Below are 15,294 nucleotides of genomic sequence, written 5' to 3' on the forward strand. Positions count from 1 at the left end.
GGTCTCGTTACGGGACGAGATCGGACAGGTAGCTCAGCGAACCGTCCAGCACCGGGACGGCCACGGTGACGCCCTCGGCGTCGCCGGACTGGAAGTACATCGGGATGTCGGCGCCGGGCATCGTGTCGATGTCCTCGAGCAACAGCGGGTCGGTGTCCTCGGTGCCGAGGCTCAGGATCTCGTTCGCCCGGACGCGGATGCTCTCACTGCCGCCGTCGCCGTACTCGATCGACAGCGTCTGCGCCTTGTCGGTGGTGTTCACGATGGCGGCGACGAGGTTGCCCTCGGTGCCCTCCTCGTTCGCGACGATCAGCACGTTGCGGATCTCGAGCGGACCGCCGTTGGGGACGTTCACGCCGTCCGCGGGGGAGTACGGGATCGTCGTGGCCTGCGTGGAGAGCATGGCGCAACCGCTCGTTCCGAAGACGACGAGAGCGCCGATGGCGAGCGACGCGATGAGGCGCGATTTCACGGATCCTCCAGGTGCGGATGACGGCTTCGTCAGCCATTCTAGGGGGTCGGCCCGAGCGGCGTGGGGACGCCTGGCGGGGTAGGCGGCGAACCTTACCGCATGTTCGCCTGTGGTATCCTAGAGGTTGCCGAAAGGACATAACTCCATGCTTTTTGAGGTTGGCGAAACCGTTGTTTACCCGCACCACGGCGCGGCGACGATCATCGAAGTCAAAGAACGGGTCATCAAGGGCGAGACCAAGAAATACCTGAAGCTCAACGTCACTCAGGGCGACCTGGTCATCGAGGTCCCGGCAGACAATGTCGATCTCGTGGGCGTTCGCGACGTCATCGGCAAAGAGGGCTTGGACAAGGTGTTCGAAGTGCTGCGTGCTCCGTTCACCGAGGAGCCGACCAACTGGTCGCGCCGGTACAAGGCCAATCTCGAGAAGCTGGCCTCCGGCGATGTCATCAAGGTCAGCGAGGTCGTGCGCGACCTGTGGCGCCGCGATCAGGACCGTGGGCTGTCGGCGGGCGAGAAGCGCATGCTCGCCAAGGCGAAGCAGATCCTCATTTCGGAGCTCGCCCTCGCGGAGAAGACCGACGAGGAGAAGGCCGGCGTCATCCTCGACGAGGTCTTGGCCAGCTGACTCGACGGATCGATGCGAGCGATGCCCGCGTTGATCCATCAGCGACGCAAGGTTCGGTAGCGAGCGCCGGTCAGCGTATCGAGACCCGATAGCGTGGTCGCGTGACAGTTGCAGTGCCCGTCCCGCGAGTCGCGGTCATCGTCGTGGCCGCCGGATCCGGTGCCCGTCTGGGCGCCGGTGCGCCGAAGGCGTTCGTCGGGATCGACGAGCACACCATGCTGCGGCACGCCCTCCGGGGGGTGTTCGAGGCGGGCCTCGCGCAGGTCATCGTCGTCGCGCCTGCCGGCCGCGAGGGCGATGCGCTCACGGACGCGCTCGCCGCGTCCGGCGACCGCCGCGACCTCGTCTCCGTCGTCGCCGGCGGCGACACCCGCCAGACGTCGGTCCAGGCGGGCCTGTCGCGCGTATGGCCCGACGTCGAGATCGTGCTGGTGCACGACGCGGCGCGGGCCCTGACCCCGGCATCCTCGTTCGACCGCGTGATCGCGGCGATCGACGCGGGCGCGTTCGGTGTCATCCCGGTGCTGCCGGTGATCGACACGATCAAGCGCGTCGAAGACTCCGTGATCGTCGCGGCCGTGGACCGGTCGGAGCTCTCGGCCGCGCAGACCCCGCAGGGCTTCCGCCGCGACGTTCTCGATGCCGCGTACCGCACGGCCGAGCAGGACTACACCGACGATGCCGCCGTGCTGGCCGCCGCGGGTCACCCGGTCGGCGTGGTCGTGGGGGACCCGCTCGCCTTCAAGATCACCACCCCCGCCGACCTCGAGCGGGCGCGGGCGCTGGTGGCGCAGCATCCGCTCGTCCCGGCCGCCGCGCACCTGGACGCAGAGTCCCGGAGGCCACGCGTCGGCATGGGCACCGACGTGCACGCGTTCGGCGGTGAGGGTGCACTCTGGCTCGCCGGACTCGAGTGGCCGGGAGAGGCTGCCCTGTCGGGTCATTCCGACGGCGACGCCGTGGCGCACGCGATCGTCGACGCGCTTCTGTCGGCTGCCGGCCTCGGCGACATCGGCACGCATTTCGGCACCGATCACCCCGAGTACGCCGGAGCACACGCCGACGTGTTCCTCGGACGCACTCTGGCCCTCGTCGGCGAAGCCGGATGGCGCGTGGGCAATGTCGCGGTGCAGGTGCAGGCGAACCGCCCACGCTTCGCCGGGCGACGGGCAGAGGCGGAAGCGGTGCTGTCGGCTGCGCTCGGGGGGGCTCCGGTGTCGGTGTCGGCGACGACGACCGACGGGCTGGGGTTCACCGGCCGGGGCGAAGGGGTCGCCGCGTTCGCGACCGCGCTCGTGACGCCCGCCTGATCACCGCGTCACAGCGCGCGGGTCATGAAGACCGAGAACGGATCGTCGGCGTACCCCTCGAACGGCCCGCAGCGCGTGAACCCCGCACGTTCGTAGAGGCGCTGCGCCGGAACGAAGTCGTCCGGGCTGCCGGTCTCCAGCCAGAGGCTCGTCATCCCGCGTTCGCGGGCGACGGCGGTGATGTGCTCGAGCAGGGCACGGCCCACCCCGGTGCCGCGGAACCGGTCATCGACGCGCATCGATTTGAGCTCGCCGCGATCGGCGTCGAGCATCTTCAGCGCGCCGATGCCGGCGAGCTCACCGTTTGTCCACGCCGACCAGAACGTGACGGACGGATGCCGGAGGTCGTCCACATCCAGCGCGTGCACGCTCTCCGGCGGGGAGGTGTCGTGCATGCCGGCCAAGTGGAGCGCGATCAGGTCGCGTGTCTCGGCGCCGGTGAGGTCGTCGACCCGGATCTCGATGGTCATGTGACGCTCCCCACCCCGCGAGACTTCACGATTGCGACGCTCCCAACCCCGCGAGACTTCACGAATGTCACGTTCTCGGGGCGATTCGGTGACATTCGTGAAGTCTCGCGGGCTGGTGGCTGGCGCCGAGCGCGCGGCAGCGGCGCGGGGGTGGCGAACGCGGCCACGGTCAGGCCTCCACGGCGAACGGACGCGGGTCGCGCGCAGCGCGGGATCCCCACGCGAGGAGCGCGAGCCCGAACGCGAGGACGAGCAGACCGACGATCGCCAGCACGGACAGCCGCTCACCGAGCACGGTGATGCCCAGGATGCTGGCGGTCAGCGGCTCGCCGAGGGTCAGTGTCGCTGCGGTGGCGGCGGTGAGTCCTCCCAGGCCCCAGGTGAACAGCACGTAGGCGATCGAGATCGTCGCCAGCCCGAGCCACAGCGCCATCACGAGTCCGGCCGTCGTGCCCATCCAGGAGATGTCGACGAACGGCAGCACGAAGGCGGACAGGATCGCCGAGCTGGCGCCCATGCCGCCGACGACGGTGAACGGATCGCAGCCGGAGTCCAGCAGTCGTCGCTGCGCATTGGCGATGACGGCGAACGAGGCCCCCGCTCCGATGCTGCCGAGGACGCCGACCGGGTCGGTGCCGCCGGTTCCGCCGGCCTCGCCGCCGAAACCCAGGAGCGCGACGCCGACCGTGGCCAGGGCGGTCGCGAGCATCCACGTCGCGCTCGGCACCCGGCGGGTCAGGGCCCATTCGAGGAGCCCCGCGAGGATCGGCGCGGATCCGAGCGCCACCACGGTGCCCACGGCGACACCGTTGCGGGCGGTCCCGAGGAAGAACAGCGGCTGGTACAGCGCCAGACAGAAGCCGGTCAGCACCATGAGCGCCACCGGACGCGCGCCCCAGCCGGGCCCCCGCGACGCATCCGCCGGCATCCTCCGGTGGTGGCGTGCGGCCAGGAGGAACGCGATGACCGCGAGCCCGGTCCCGCCGATCACCATGCGCATGACCCCGATCGACAGCGGCGTCGTGCCCTCCGGGCCGAGGGCCTGGGCCGTGCCGGTCGTGCCGAACAGCAGCGCTGCGGCGAGGACGGCGAGGACATGCACCCTACAGTTCTACCGGCTCGTCGCACCCAGGTCGCGCGCATGCCCCGCCGGTAGGCTGGGGCGGTGACGATCCGGCTCTATGACACCAAGGCGCAGAGCCTGCGCGACTTCGTGCCTCTGGACCCCGCGAACGTCACGGTGTACGTCTGCGGACCGACGGTCCAATCCGGGCCGCACATCGGCCACCTGCGCGGCGCGCTGAGCTTCGACATCCTCCGTCGCTGGCTCGCGCACCGCTACGGCCGCGTGACGTTCGTTCGCAACGTCACGGACATCGACGACAAGGTGCTGGTCAACGCGACCGATGCCGAGCCGTGGTGGGCGCTGGCCTATCGCATGGAGCTCGCCTTCACCGCGGCGTATTCCGCGATCGGCATCCTGCCGCCGACGTACGAGCCGCGTGCGACGGCGTCGATCCCGCAGATGCAGGAGCTGATCGCCCGGTTGATCGAGTCGCGGCACGCCTACGCACCCGGGGCAGCAGCGCCGGGTGACGTCTACTTCGATGTGCGGTCGTGGGCGACCTACGGCTCGCTCACCAACCAGTCGCTGGATGCGATGGAGCCGGCGGCCGACGCCGATCCGCGCGGCAAGCGGGATCCCCGCGACTTCGCTCTGTGGAAAGGCGCGAAGGCTGATGAGCCGGAGTCGGCGATCTGGGACTCGCCGTGGGGACCGGGGCGTCCTGGATGGCACATCGAGTGCTCCGCCATGTCGCGCCGCTACCTCGGCCCCGAGTTCGACATCCACGGCGGCGGGCTCGACCTGCGTTTCCCGCATCACGAGAACGAACTCGCCCAGTCCACCGCCGCCGGCGACCCGTTCGCCCGCTACTGGGTGCACAACGGACTCGTGACCGTCGACGGGCAGAAGATGTCGAAGTCGCTGTTCAACTTCGTCCTCGCCGACGACGTGCTGCGGCGGCGCGATCCTCTCGTCGTGCGCTATGCGCTCGCAGCCGCGCACTACCGTTCGAACCTGGACATCTCGGAGAAGGCGTTCGACGACGCCGAAGCGGCACTGGAGCGCATCCGTGTCTTCCTCGCCCGCGCGGCACGCGCCCTCGCCGCGCCGGACGAGGACACCGTCGTGTCCGCGACGATCCCGGAGCGGTTCGCGCTCGCCATGGACGACGACCTGAACGTTCCACAGGCGCTCGCGGTGATCCATGAGCGCGTCCGCGACGGCAACAGCGCGTTGGACGCGGGGGATCCGGATGCCGCGGCCGCGGCCTTCGCGGATGTCGCCGTCTCGGTGGGCATCCTCGGCATCGACCCCGAGGACCCGCACTGGAGCACCACGGACTCCTCGGCCGAGGCATCCGCTCTGGATGCCCTCGTGCAGACGATGATCACGCAGCGCGCTGAGGCGCGCGCTGCCAAGGACTGGGTGGGAGCCGATCGCATCCGCGATGCGATCGCGGCTGCGGGCATCGTGCTCGAAGACACCCCTGACGCAACACATTGGAGTATCGATGGCCGGTAAGCCGGGGCGCCCAGGCGCCAGCAGAAGCCCGAAGAAGGGCCCCACCAAGGGCACGGGCGGCAAGAACAAGCGCTCGCTCGAGGGACGCGGACCGACGCCGAAGGCTGAGGATCGCGCGTGGCACCCCGCAGGGAAGCGCAAGGCAGCAGCGGACCGCTATGCGGCCGCGGGCGGCACCGGCAAGCCGGCGCAGCGCGCCAGTGCCCCGCGGCAGTCGCGGGCGAAGAAGGACGATGACACCGAGGTGGTGACCGGCCGCAACTCGGTGCTCGAGGCGCTCCGCGCGAAGATCCCCGCGACGGCGTTCTACATCGCGCAGCGCGTCGAGATGGACGACCGCGTCAAGGAGATGCTCTCGATCGCCACGCACCGGGAGATCCCGGTGATGGAGGTCACGCGGCCCGAACTGGATCGCATGGCCGGGTTCGACGGCGTGCACCAGGGTGTCGCGCTGAAGGTTCCGCCGTACGAGTACGCCCACCCGCAAGACCTCCTGGAGCAGGTCATCGACCGCGGCCAGACGCCGCTGTTCGTGGCGCTGGACGGCGTCACAGATCCGCGGAACCTCGGCGCGATCATCCGCTCCACCGGCGCGTTCGGCGGGCACGGAGTGATTCTCCCGCAGCGGCGTTCGGCCAGCGTCAACAGCGCCGCGTGGAAGACCAGCGCGGGTGCTGCGGCGCGCATCCCCGTCGCGATCGCGCCCAACCTGACCTCAACGCTCAAGGAGTTCAAGAAGCAGGGCGTCTTCGTACTCGGGCTGGACGGCGGGGGCGACGTGTCGCTGCCCGCACTGGAGCTCGCCGATCGTCCTGTCGTCATCGTCGTGGGTTCCGAGGGCAAGGGCCTCTCGCGCCTGGTCACCGAAACGTGCGACCAGATCGTGTCGATCCCCATCAACGCGGCGACCGAATCGCTCAACGCCGGCATCGCGGCATCCGTCGCGCTGTACCAGGTCTCGACGCTCCGCGGCTGACCTGCTCGCCGAGCTCGATTGCTGAGCCCGCCGACGCATTCACGGGAATGAATGCCGCGCCCGCCGTCTTGGCACTGTCGTAACCAACGAAAGGGAGACCATGGCTCGCATCGCCGTCATCGGAGGAACCGGCTACGCCGGCAGCAACATCGTCGCGGAGGCGGTGAGTCGTGGTCACACGGTGGTCTCAGTCGCCCGCACGGTTCCGTCCGAGCGCGTCGAAGGCGCGACCTACATCGAAGGCACCCTGCTGGACGTCCCCAGCCTCGTCGCCGAGCTGCAGGGCGTCGATGTCGTGGTCTCCACTGTTCCGGCTCGTGGTGACATGGTCGGCAACGTGCGCAACAACGTGGCCGAGCTGACGGCGGAGCTCGCCGAGAATGTCCGCGTCGGCGTCATCGGCGGCGCCGGTGGCAGCCTCGTCGCCGAGGGCGGCGAGCGGCTCGTGGATCAGCCCGAGTTCACCGAGGAGTACAAGCCCGAGGCGCTTGAGGCGATCGGCATCCTCGAGGACCTGCAGGCGGGTCCGGCCACACGCGATTGGTTCTACATCCACCCGGCCGGCGGGTTCGGCGTGTGGGCGCCGGGCGAGCGGACCGGCTCGTACCGCGACGGCGGGGACGTGCTCGTGACCGACGAGAAGGGCGACTCGTACATCTCCGGCCCCGACCTCGCGGTCGCGGTCGTGGATGAGATCGAAGACCCGAAGCACTCGCGCGAGCGGTTCACCGTCGGGTATTGACGCGCGCCAGCGCCGTATCCAGACCCGCCCGACTCACACGAGGTCGCGCCAGTCGACCTCGTCGCCCGCCGACGACGAGGACGACCGCGATCCGACGGCGGTTCCGCCGGCCGTGATGACCGGGATGGACATCGTCTCGGTCGGCGGGCCCATCACCGTCGCCTCGTCGCGGCGGTGGCTGAGGACGTCGTCGACATAGCTCGTGAGCACCTCGGCGAGGGGGACCGCCTTCCCGCGCGCCTGGGACATGTACCAGCGGTGCTCGAGCACCTGGTGGAACACCTCGGCGGGCTCGAGCTTCGAGCGCAGCTCGAACGGGATCGCCTTGATCACCGGCTCGAAGACACGCGTCAGCCACTCGTGCGCGACCATCTCCTCGTCGTCTCCCAGCCGCGAGATGCGCGCGCGGAATTCGTCGAGATCGTTCAGCAGCCTGCGGGCCTGGTTCTCTTCGACATCGAGCCCGGTGAGGCGCAGCAGGCGACGCTGGTGGTGTCCGGCATCCACCACCTTCGGCTCGATCGAGACCTTCGTGCCGTCGGTCGTGGCCTGGATCGACATCTCGCCGATGTCGAATCCGAGGTCGTTGAGACGCTGCACCCGCTCGGTGATGCGCCACGACTCGTTCGCCGAGAAGGTCTCCTGGTCGGTCAGCGCCGCCCACAGCGACCGGTACGAGGACATGATGCCGTCGGCGATCGCGATCGCGTCGACCCCGCCCTCCAGGCGGCCCCCGGCTTCGAGGTCCATGATCTCGCCGGCGATGTTCGTGCGGGCGACGTCGAGGTCGTGGTTGCGCTGTCCGGGCGTGAGGCCGCCTTCATGCAGCTCACCGGTCTCGGCGTCGACGAGGTAGGCAGCGTACGCGCCGGCGTCGCGGCGGAAGAGCGTGTTCGAGAGCGACACATCGCCCCAGAAGAAGCCGACGTTGTGCAGGCGCACGAGCAGGGCGGCCAGCGCGTCCACGAGCCGGGTCGCGGTGTCGGGCCGCAGCACCTGGGTGAACAGGGCGCGGTAGGGCATCGAGAAGCGCAGGTGCGCGGTGACCAGCGCTGCCGGGAGTGGCCGGCCCGCGGCATCCGTGCGTCCCGCGATCACGGCGACGCGCTCCACGCAGGGGGCGTCGAGCCGCGTGAGGTTGCCGAGCATGTCGTACTCGCGGCGCGCCATCTCCTCGGTGGTCTCCTTGATCGCCACCACGCGCCCCGACAGGTTCGCGAAGCGCACCAGGTGGCGGGAGAGGCCCTTCGGCAGGAACACGATGATGCTGCTCGGCCAGTCGGCGAGGGGTGTCGACCAGGGGAGCGTGAGGAGTCCGGGATCGACCGAGCTGGCGGTGATGCTGAGTGCGTCTGGCATGGGTCCCTCGGAGGCTGACGGGAAAACAGACGGCGCGGGTGGGTCCAAGACCCGCCCGCGCCGTCGGAAGTGCTGACTAGGCCGAGACGACCGGCTTGTCGTTCAGGCGCTCGCCGGAGGCGATGTCGAACGCGTGCACGTGACCGGCGTTCGCGGCCAGGGTCACCGTCTCACCCGCGTTGGGGTGACGGCGTCCGTCGACGCGGGCGACGATGTCGGTGCGCTTGCCGGCGATGTCGGTGTGACCGTACAGGTACCCGTCCGCGCCGAGCTCCTCGACGAGGTCGACGACGACCGGCAGGCCGCGACCGTCGGCCGGGCCGACGGTGATGTCCTCGGGACGCACGCCGATCGTGACCTGGCTGCCGTTTGCGCGGCCGACGGTGTCGCGGTCGAGCGGGACGACCTCGGAGCCGAACTGCACGCCGCCCTCGGCGAGGTCCGCCGGGAACAGGTTCATGGCGGGGGAGCCGATGAAGCCGGCGACGAACACGTTGTTGGGCTTCTCGTACAGGTCGCGCGGGGTGCCGACCTGCTGGAGGATGCCGTCCTTGAGGACCGCGATGCGGTCACCCATGGTCAGAGCCTCGGTCTGGTCGTGCGTGACGTAGACGGTGGTGACGCCGAGACGGCGCTGCAGCGACGCGATCTGCGTGCGGGTCTGCACGCGGAGCTTGGCGTCGAGGTTCGACAGCGGCTCGTCCATGAGGAAGACCTGGGGCTGACGGACGATGGCGCGACCCATGGCGACGCGCTGACGCTGGCCACCAGACAGGGCCTTCGGCTTGCGGGTCAGGTAGTCCTCGAGGTCGAGGAGCTTGGCCGCTTCGAGCACGCGGGAAGCACGCTCGTCCTTGCCGACGCCGGCGATCTTCAGCGCGAAGCCCATGTTCTCGGCGACGGTCATGTGCGGGTACAGCGCGTAGTTCTGGAACACCATCGCGATGTCGCGGTCCTTCGGCGGGACGTCCGTGACGTCGCGGTCGCCGATCAGGATGCGGCCCGAGTTGACTTCTTCGAGGCCGGCGAGCATACGCAGCGACGTGGACTTGCCACAGCCGGAGGGGCCGACGAGGACGAGGAATTCACCGTCTCCGACTTCGAGGTTCAGCTTGTCGACCGCGGGGCGGGTGCCGCCGGGGTACAGCCGAGTTGCATTGTCGAACGTGACAGATGCCATTTTCTTCTCCTTCACCGGCAGGTACGTGCCGGACGATCCGTAGTGATGGAATGGCGGGAGCTCACCCGCACGCCCTTCGTCGGGCGCTCCTCAAGTATGACACGGGCTGTGCGCAGTGTCCGTCTGGGTATTTCCCAGCCTGCCTGGTTAGCATCGTCCTCGGCTGTCTCACGTCTGTGCAGTCGTTGCGGGCCGCCCCTCGACCCGCTGTCTTCGCCCGAGAGGTCCCATGTCCAACGACGAGTCCCCGAACGTGCCTGCGCAGCGCGACCGCCGTCACGCGGTCCGCGAAAAGGCGCAGCAGGTTCAGGCGCAGCAGTCGCGGGCGCGGGTGATCCGGACGACCTCTCTGGTCGTCGCGATCGCCGCTGTCATCGCGATCGCCGCCGTCGTTGTCACCTGGACGGTCACGACGGGGTCGTCGCGTCCGCTGATGAAGCCCGCCAACGTCACGGACGACGGATTCGTGGTCACCTCGGTTCCGCCGACTGCCGCGACCGCACAAGGGTCGGGCTCGGTTGATGACACCACCGCCGCCCAGTCGCTCGAAGCCGCCCCGACGGCCGAGCCCACTGCGGAGCCGACCCAGACCGCACAGCCGGTGGTCGACATCCGGATCTACGTCGACTACCTCTCCACCGGTTCGCGCGACTTCCAGCTCGCCAACTCGCAACAGCTCTCCAAGTGGGTGAGTCAGGATGCCGCGACCTTGACGTACTACCCGGTGGCGATGCTCACCGCCAAGTCGAACGGCACGAAGTACTCGCTGCGAGCAGCCAGCGCCGCCGCCTGCGTCGCGACGCATTCGCCCGACGCGTTCTTCAAGTTCAACAACGACCTGCTGGCGCAGCAGCCCACGGTCGATTCGGACGGCTACAACGACAGCGAGCTCGCCGCGATGGCGATCGCCGCCGGTTCGGACTCGCCCAAGACGGTCCGCTCGTGCATCGAGAAGGAGGACTTCGCCTCCTGGGCGAAGACCGCCACCGAGCGCGCGCTGCAGGGGTTGCCGGACACCGACGAACTCGCCCTCATGAGCACGCCGACCGTGCTGGTGAACGGTGTCCCCTATGTGGGCGCACTCAACGACCCGAAGGAGTTCGCGCAGTTCGTGCTGACGAGCGCCTCCGACGCGTACTACGAGACGCCCACGCCGGCCCCGACCGCTACCACGTCGCCGAGCGCAACGGAGACGGCCACTCCCACTCCCACCCCCTGACGGGCTCGCGCCGGTGCGCCGGTTAGAATGGGAGACCTGCCGACTTGGCGCAATTGGTAGCGCACCTAACTTGTAATTAGGGGGTTACGGGTTCAAGTCCCGTAGTCGGCTCAACGTGGCGACGACACGAACGTTGTCATCAGGGGGTTACGGGTTCACGTCCCGTAGTCGGCTCAACGTGGCGACGACACGAACGTTGTCATCAGGGGGTTACGGGTTCACGTCCCGTACAGAACTCCTCGTCCGACATCGGCGAGATCGCGGATGCCGTCGAGACCTACGAAGCAGCCGGACTGGACACGATCGCCGTCGCGGAGGCCCGCTCTACATCGGCGGAATCGGAGCCAGGGGCAACAACTTCTACGACGACATCGTCTCCAGATACGGCTTCGAGGCCGAGGCGGCCGAGATCCAGGATCTGTGCCTCGCCGGACGCCGGGCCGATGCGGCGTCCGCGGTTCCTGACGAGCTCGTCCACGGCGTCACCCTCCTGGGCGACCCGGACCGGTTGCGTCGGAGGATCGCCGACTTCGAGCGCGCCGGGGTGACCGAGCTGCTGCTCGCGCCCGTTGCCGACACAGCCGAGCGGCGGCTCGACGACGTCGTCGAGCTCCTCCGGTTGGCAACGCCGGTCGGCTGAGCGACCGAGTTCAGCTGCCGGGCTCGAACAGCAGCGTCACGGAAGTGAGGCCGCTCCCGCGGTCGAAGGCCAGCGTCGCCGTCACCCGGGCGCCGCCGTCGGACGGGCCGACGGATGCGGCGAACTGATCGCCCTCGCCGGATCTGTTGAACTCGGCCAGTGCTTCGTCGAGGCCGTCGATCTGCACGGCATCCCACCCGTACGTCGACGCCAGCCCGCGCACGCGTGCGACGCCCTCGGCCCACGTCCCCGGGACGTCGTACGTGACGGACAGGGCGGTCAACCGGCCGTCGGCCGCCTGCGCGGTCAAGCTGGCGACGTCGTCCACGACGAAGACGTCGTCGCCACCGGCGACCACGACGCGCAGCGGCCTGCGGAACTCGGCGGACTTCTCCTCGTCTGCCCCCAGGCCCAACTGCGCCGCCGGGAGTCCGCCGTCGCCGACGCGCACCCGGACGATGCCCTCGACGGTCGCGTAGTCGAACCCCGCATCGGTCAGCATCGTGGACCCGTCGGACGCCTTCTGATCAGCCGACGCGGCGGGGCTCTCCTCGGCCCACCACGAGTTCTGCACCGCGAACGTGACGAAGACGATTGCGCCGATGACGACCACCAGGATGATCGCCGGCAGCCAGGTCAGCAGTGATCGGGATCGCGCAGAAGCGGGCACCGTTCCAGGGTAATCGGCAACCAGACACGGGCAGCAGAATAGAACCCGTGACCCGCCCCCGACTGCCCGCGTGGCTGGCCGTGGGCGGCGCGGTCCTGATCGGCGTCCTGACCGCGACGCAATCCCGGGTGAACGGACAGCTCGGCGTCCGGCTCGAAGACGGTCTGGTGGCCGCCGCGGTGTCGTTCGGATCCGGCTTCGGAATCCTCATCGTGCTCTCGGCCGCGCTGCCGGCAGGTCGACGGGGCTTCGCTCGACTCGTCGAGGGCGTGCGTTCCCACTCGATTCCGTGGTGGATGCTGGCGGGCGGCGCCGCCGGCGCCTTCACCGTCGCCACCCAGGGGATCGCCGTCGGCATCATCGGCGTCTCCCTGTTCACGGTGGGGTTCGTCGCCGGTCAGGTGGTGTGCAGCCTGGTGCTGGACCGCGCCGGATACGGCCCGGGCGGCGCAGTCGCCGTCACGATGCCGCGCGTCGTCGGCGGCGGACTCGCACTGGTGGCCGTCGGCATCTCGCTGTCCGGCGGGGCGCTCGGTCTCGTGCCGCTGTGGATGCTGATCCTGCCGGTCTTCGCCGGCGCCGGCGTCGCCTGGCAACAGGCCACGAACGGTCGCCTGCGCGCCCGGGTGGGCACGCCGCTGACGGCGACGTTCGTGAACTTCGCCGGGGGATCGGTCATCCTCGTGATCGCCGCGCTGATCCACGTCGCGATCGTGGGCGCGCCCGACGCGTTCCCGACCGAGCCGTGGGTCTACCTCGGCGGGGCGATCGGGGTGGTCTACATCTTCCTGTCGGCGGCGCTCGTCGCCCATACGGGAGTGCTGCTGCTGGCGCTCGGAACGGTCGTCGGTCAACTCGTCACGGCGCTGGTGCTCGACCTGGCCTGGCCGACTCCTGCGACGCCGGCCCTGGGCCTGCAGGTCACGATGGTCGCCGTCGCGCTGCTGTCGGTGATCGTCGCCTCGGTGCGGTGGCGCAGACCGGGCCGGACGGATCGGCCGCGCTGAGAGCGCTACTTCTTGGACGGCATCCGCGAGAGGTACTTACCGCCGTCGACGGGTTTGCGCCGACCGACCCGTGCGTTCGCGGGCTTCCCGCCGACGTACAGCCAGCCGAGGAGCTCCTCGTCCTTGCCGAGTCCGTGCGCTTTCGCGATCGCCTTGCTGCGGGTGTAGGAGCCGGTGCGCCAGAGAACGCCCCATCCGGCCTCGTCCAGCAGAAGGCTGAGGACATGCGCGACGCCGGATGCGACCGCCTCCTGCTCCCACCGCGGGATCTTCGAGCTCTTGCGGTAACTGGCGACCACGGCGATCAGCAGCGGTGCGCGCATCGGCTTCGAGGAGACGCCGTCGTGTCCTTCGGCCTTGTTCATGGCGCGACCGAGCACGTCGCGGTCCTTGCCGCGCAACTCGATCAGGCGCCACGGCCGCAGGGAGGAGTGGTCGGCGACGCGTCCGGCAGCCGAGATCAGGTCGACCAGCTCGGCGTTGCTGGGTGCGGCATCCGTCACCTTCGACCACGACCGGCGGGTGCGCACCGCCTCGAGGGCGGCCGTCACGCGTCGGCTTCCGGAGTGAACTGCAGCGAGAGCGAGTTCATGCAGTACCGGTCGCCGGTGGGGGTGCCGAAGCCGTCAGGGAAGACGTGGCCGAGGTGGGATCCGCAGTTGGCGCAGCGCACTTCGGTGCGCGACATCCCGTGCGACGTGTCCTCCAGGAGTTCCACCGCCTCGGGGCGCACCGACTCGTAGAAGCTCGGCCATCCGCAGTGCGAGTCGAACTTGGTGCCGCTCTGGAACAGCTCCGCACCGCACGCGGCGCAGGTGTACAGGCCAGCGCGACTCTCATCGAGCAGCTCGCCCGTCCAGGCGCGCTCGGTGCCGGCCTGGCGCAGCACCTGGTACTGCTCGGGGGCGAGTTCGGCCCGCCACTGCTCATCGGACTTCTCGACGCTGTAGGCCATCACGAGCCTCCTTCTTTCGACAACACTCCATTCAACCCCAGGATCCGGCCCGATCGGCGTGCGTGGCTGAGCGAACGGAGAGAATGACGGAATGGATGCCGCGCACGACGTCGCCGCACGGTTCGCCCGGTTCGCACGCGACGAGGCGCCCGGACGATCAGCGCTCTATGCGCAGTGGGCGGCGGGTGTCGCCGCTGACGGCGACCTGTGCGCACTGCTGGCGACGATCCCTGCGACGCATCGTCAGCCGCCGCTCGTCTTCGCAGTGACGCGCATGCTCGGCGCGCCGGAGGAGGACTATCCCGAGTGGGCGATGTGGGTGCGCACGCACGCGTCGGCTGTCGTCGCGGAATGCTCGCGCCGGAGCCTCCAGACGAACGAGCCGCTGCGCTGCGCGGCGCTGCTGCCGGCGTTCGCCGACATCGCGGGACCGCTGGCGCTTCTGGAGATCGGCGCGAGCGCCGGGCTGTGCCTGTATCCGGATCGGTACTCGTACCGCTACGCGCCCGGGCCCGACCTCGACCCTGCGGAGGCGGTATCGCCCGTCGTACTGCACTCCGCGTATCGCGGCGACGGACCGGCGCTGCGGCTGCCGGAGGTGGTGTGGCGCGCGGGGATCGATCTCGCGCCGTTGGATGCCGCGGACCCGGCCGACCGCGGCTTCCTGACGAGCCTGGTGTGGCCGGGGGAGCAGGCCAGATTCGAGCGCATCGAGGCGGCTCTCGACCTCGTCGCGGCGGATCCGCCCGTGCTGGTGGCCGGCGACGCGACAGCACCGGGCGTGCTCGAGGGAGTTGCGGCGCTGGCACCGGCAGGGGCGACGCTGGTTGTGACGCTGCCGGGAGTCCTGCCGCACATCCCGCGCGCTGGTCGGGAGCGCATCGTCGAGACGCTCGACGAACTTGGCGTTCGGTGGGTGTCGATCGAGCCGCCGGGCGCGATGCAATCCGAGGCCGGACGCGACCGCTGGAACGGGTTCGTGCTGCGTCGCAACGGCCGGGTGCTGGCAGCAGTGGACCCACTCGGCGCGTTCGTGGAGTGGCACGCGGACCGGGAGGGGATTCGGGGTTAGCGTGAGC

The 15,294-nt window shown here is 69.6% G+C and carries 17 protein-coding genes and 1 tRNA gene; 10 read left to right on the forward strand and 8 right to left on the reverse strand.

Annotated features, from left to right (window positions below):
• Positions 1-7: 7 nt before the first annotated feature.
• The gene (locus BLT19_RS08275; protein ID WP_091488637.1) at positions 8-472 is read right to left on the reverse strand and encodes a DNA modification methylase; all 465 of its coding nucleotides are present in this window, start codon (positions 470-472) and stop codon (positions 8-10) included.
• Positions 473-617: 145 nt separating this feature from the next.
• On the opposite strand from BLT19_RS08275, the gene BLT19_RS08280 reads away from it, so the two are divergent.
• Both BLT19_RS08280 and ispD read left to right on the forward strand, forming a co-directional pair.
• Positions 618-1,100 (forward strand): CarD family transcriptional regulator, encoded by a 483-nt coding sequence (locus BLT19_RS08280; protein ID WP_091488639.1) that lies wholly within the window; start codon positions 618-620, stop codon positions 1,098-1,100.
• 101 nt (positions 1,101-1,201) lie between these two features.
• Positions 1,202-2,410, forward strand: a complete 1,209-nt coding sequence (gene ispD / locus BLT19_RS08285) for a 2-C-methyl-D-erythritol 4-phosphate cytidylyltransferase (RefSeq protein WP_091488641.1) — start codon at positions 1,202-1,204, stop codon at positions 2,408-2,410.
• Between the two features lie 8 nt (positions 2,411-2,418).
• Here ispD and BLT19_RS08290 read toward each other — a convergent pair whose 3' ends face one another.
• Together BLT19_RS08290 and BLT19_RS08295 are read right to left on the reverse strand one after the other, a co-directional pair.
• Positions 2,419-2,880: a GNAT family N-acetyltransferase gene (locus BLT19_RS08290; protein WP_091488644.1), complete on the reverse strand. Its 462-nt coding sequence runs from the start codon at positions 2,878-2,880 to the stop codon at positions 2,419-2,421.
• A 169-nt stretch (positions 2,881-3,049) separates the two neighbouring features.
• Positions 3,050-3,982, reverse strand: a complete 933-nt coding sequence (locus BLT19_RS08295) for a DMT family transporter (RefSeq protein WP_091488647.1) — start codon at positions 3,980-3,982, stop codon at positions 3,050-3,052.
• A gap of 63 nt (positions 3,983-4,045) precedes the next feature.
• Here BLT19_RS08295 and cysS point away from each other — a divergent pair, with 63 nt between their 5' ends.
• The 3 genes from cysS (at position 4,046) to BLT19_RS08310 (ending at position 7,185) form a co-directional block, all read left to right on the forward strand.
• Positions 4,046-5,467 (forward strand): cysteine--tRNA ligase, encoded by a 1,422-nt coding sequence (gene cysS, locus BLT19_RS08300; RefSeq protein WP_091488660.1) that lies wholly within the window; start codon positions 4,046-4,048, stop codon positions 5,465-5,467.
• Positions 5,457-6,443 (forward strand): 23S rRNA (guanosine(2251)-2'-O)-methyltransferase RlmB, encoded by a 987-nt coding sequence (rlmB, locus tag BLT19_RS08305; RefSeq protein ID WP_091488663.1) that lies wholly within the window; start codon positions 5,457-5,459, stop codon positions 6,441-6,443. The genes cysS and rlmB overlap by 11 nt, the downstream gene beginning before the upstream one ends.
• A 100-nt stretch (positions 6,444-6,543) precedes the next feature.
• On the forward strand, positions 6,544-7,185 hold the full coding sequence (locus BLT19_RS08310) for an NAD(P)-dependent oxidoreductase (RefSeq protein WP_091488666.1): 642 nt from the start codon (positions 6,544-6,546) through the stop codon (positions 7,183-7,185).
• Positions 7,186-7,218: 33 nt separating this feature from the next.
• On the opposite strand, the gene BLT19_RS08315 is transcribed toward BLT19_RS08310, so the two are convergent.
• Both BLT19_RS08315 and BLT19_RS08320 read right to left on the reverse strand, forming a co-directional pair.
• Positions 7,219-8,544, reverse strand: coding sequence for a DUF4032 domain-containing protein (locus BLT19_RS08315; protein WP_091488669.1), 1,326 nt, complete (start codon positions 8,542-8,544; stop codon positions 7,219-7,221).
• 76 nt (positions 8,545-8,620) lie between these two features.
• Positions 8,621-9,724, reverse strand: coding sequence for an ABC transporter ATP-binding protein (locus BLT19_RS08320; RefSeq protein WP_091488672.1), 1,104 nt, complete (start codon positions 9,722-9,724; stop codon positions 8,621-8,623).
• Positions 9,725-9,953: 229 nt separating this feature from the next.
• Here BLT19_RS08320 and BLT19_RS08325 point away from each other — a divergent pair, with 229 nt between their 5' ends.
• The 3 genes from BLT19_RS08325 to BLT19_RS08335 all read left to right on the forward strand — a co-directional run bounded on the left by BLT19_RS08325 (position 9,954) and on the right by BLT19_RS08335 (position 11,583).
• A complete protein-coding gene (locus BLT19_RS08325; RefSeq protein WP_091488675.1) occupies positions 9,954-10,943 on the forward strand; it encodes a DsbA family protein in 990 nt (329 codons plus the stop codon).
• A 38-nt stretch (positions 10,944-10,981) separates the two neighbouring features.
• Positions 10,982-11,054 (forward strand) — tRNA-Thr (locus BLT19_RS08330).
• A 67-nt stretch (positions 11,055-11,121) separates the two neighbouring features.
• The gene (locus BLT19_RS08335; protein WP_157681816.1) at positions 11,122-11,583 is read left to right on the forward strand and encodes an LLM class flavin-dependent oxidoreductase; all 462 of its coding nucleotides are present in this window, start codon (positions 11,122-11,124) and stop codon (positions 11,581-11,583) included.
• A gap of 10 nt (positions 11,584-11,593) precedes the next feature.
• Here BLT19_RS08335 and BLT19_RS08340 read toward each other — a convergent pair whose 3' ends face one another.
• Positions 11,594-12,253 (reverse strand): hypothetical protein, encoded by a 660-nt coding sequence (locus BLT19_RS08340; protein ID WP_091493572.1) that lies wholly within the window; start codon positions 12,251-12,253, stop codon positions 11,594-11,596.
• A 47-nt stretch (positions 12,254-12,300) separates the two neighbouring features.
• On the opposite strand from BLT19_RS08340, the gene BLT19_RS08345 reads away from it, so the two are divergent.
• The gene (locus tag BLT19_RS08345) at positions 12,301-13,260 is read left to right on the forward strand and encodes a DMT family transporter (protein WP_407939825.1); all 960 of its coding nucleotides are present in this window, start codon (positions 12,301-12,303) and stop codon (positions 13,258-13,260) included.
• A 5-nt stretch (positions 13,261-13,265) separates the two neighbouring features.
• Here BLT19_RS08345 and BLT19_RS08350 read toward each other — a convergent pair whose 3' ends face one another.
• Together BLT19_RS08350 and msrB are read right to left on the reverse strand one after the other, a co-directional pair.
• The gene (locus BLT19_RS08350; RefSeq protein ID WP_231917852.1) at positions 13,266-13,811 is read right to left on the reverse strand and encodes a nitroreductase family protein; all 546 of its coding nucleotides are present in this window, start codon (positions 13,809-13,811) and stop codon (positions 13,266-13,268) included.
• The gene (msrB, locus tag BLT19_RS08355; RefSeq protein WP_091488680.1) at positions 13,808-14,215 is read right to left on the reverse strand and encodes a peptide-methionine (R)-S-oxide reductase MsrB; all 408 of its coding nucleotides are present in this window, start codon (positions 14,213-14,215) and stop codon (positions 13,808-13,810) included. Before msrB ends, BLT19_RS08350 begins: the two co-directional genes overlap by 4 nt.
• A gap of 91 nt (positions 14,216-14,306) precedes the next feature.
• On the opposite strand from msrB, the gene BLT19_RS08360 reads away from it, so the two are divergent.
• Positions 14,307-15,287 carry a DUF2332 domain-containing protein gene (locus tag BLT19_RS08360; RefSeq protein WP_091488683.1) on the forward strand — a complete coding sequence of 327 codons (981 nt, stop codon included), beginning with the start codon at positions 14,307-14,309 and terminating at the stop codon, positions 15,285-15,287.
• Positions 15,288-15,294: the final 7 nt, after the last annotated feature.

Origin of the sequence: Microbacterium pygmaeum (genome assembly GCF_900100885.1) — a bacterium.
Classification (GTDB): domain Bacteria; phylum Actinomycetota; class Actinomycetes; order Actinomycetales; family Microbacteriaceae; genus Microbacterium; species Microbacterium pygmaeum.

What these genes read in the sequence shown, in the direction of transcription:
- BLT19_RS08290 (WP_091488644.1), bottom strand. Translation starts at nt 2,880, where the DNA reads ATGACCATCGAGATCCGGGTCGACGACCTCACCGGCGCCGAGACACGC.
- BLT19_RS08320 (WP_091488672.1), bottom strand. Translation starts at nt 9,724, where the DNA reads ATGGCATCTGTCACGTTCGACAATGCAACTCGGCTGTACCCCGGCGGC.
- msrB (WP_091488680.1), bottom strand. Translation starts at nt 14,215, where the DNA reads ATGGCCTACAGCGTCGAGAAGTCCGATGAGCAGTGGCGGGCCGAACTC.
- BLT19_RS08310 (WP_091488666.1), top strand. Translation starts at nt 6,544, where the DNA reads ATGGCTCGCATCGCCGTCATCGGAGGAACCGGCTACGCCGGCAGCAAC.
- rlmB (WP_091488663.1), top strand. Translation starts at nt 5,457, where the DNA reads ATGGCCGGTAAGCCGGGGCGCCCAGGCGCCAGCAGAAGCCCGAAGAAG.
- BLT19_RS08325 (WP_091488675.1), top strand. Translation starts at nt 9,954, where the DNA reads ATGTCCAACGACGAGTCCCCGAACGTGCCTGCGCAGCGCGACCGCCGT.
- BLT19_RS08360 (WP_091488683.1), top strand. Translation starts at nt 14,307, where the DNA reads ATGGATGCCGCGCACGACGTCGCCGCACGGTTCGCCCGGTTCGCACGC.
- BLT19_RS08280 (WP_091488639.1), top strand. Translation starts at nt 618, where the DNA reads ATGCTTTTTGAGGTTGGCGAAACCGTTGTTTACCCGCACCACGGCGCG.
- BLT19_RS08315 (WP_091488669.1), bottom strand. Translation starts at nt 8,544, where the DNA reads ATGCCAGACGCACTCAGCATCACCGCCAGCTCGGTCGATCCCGGACTC.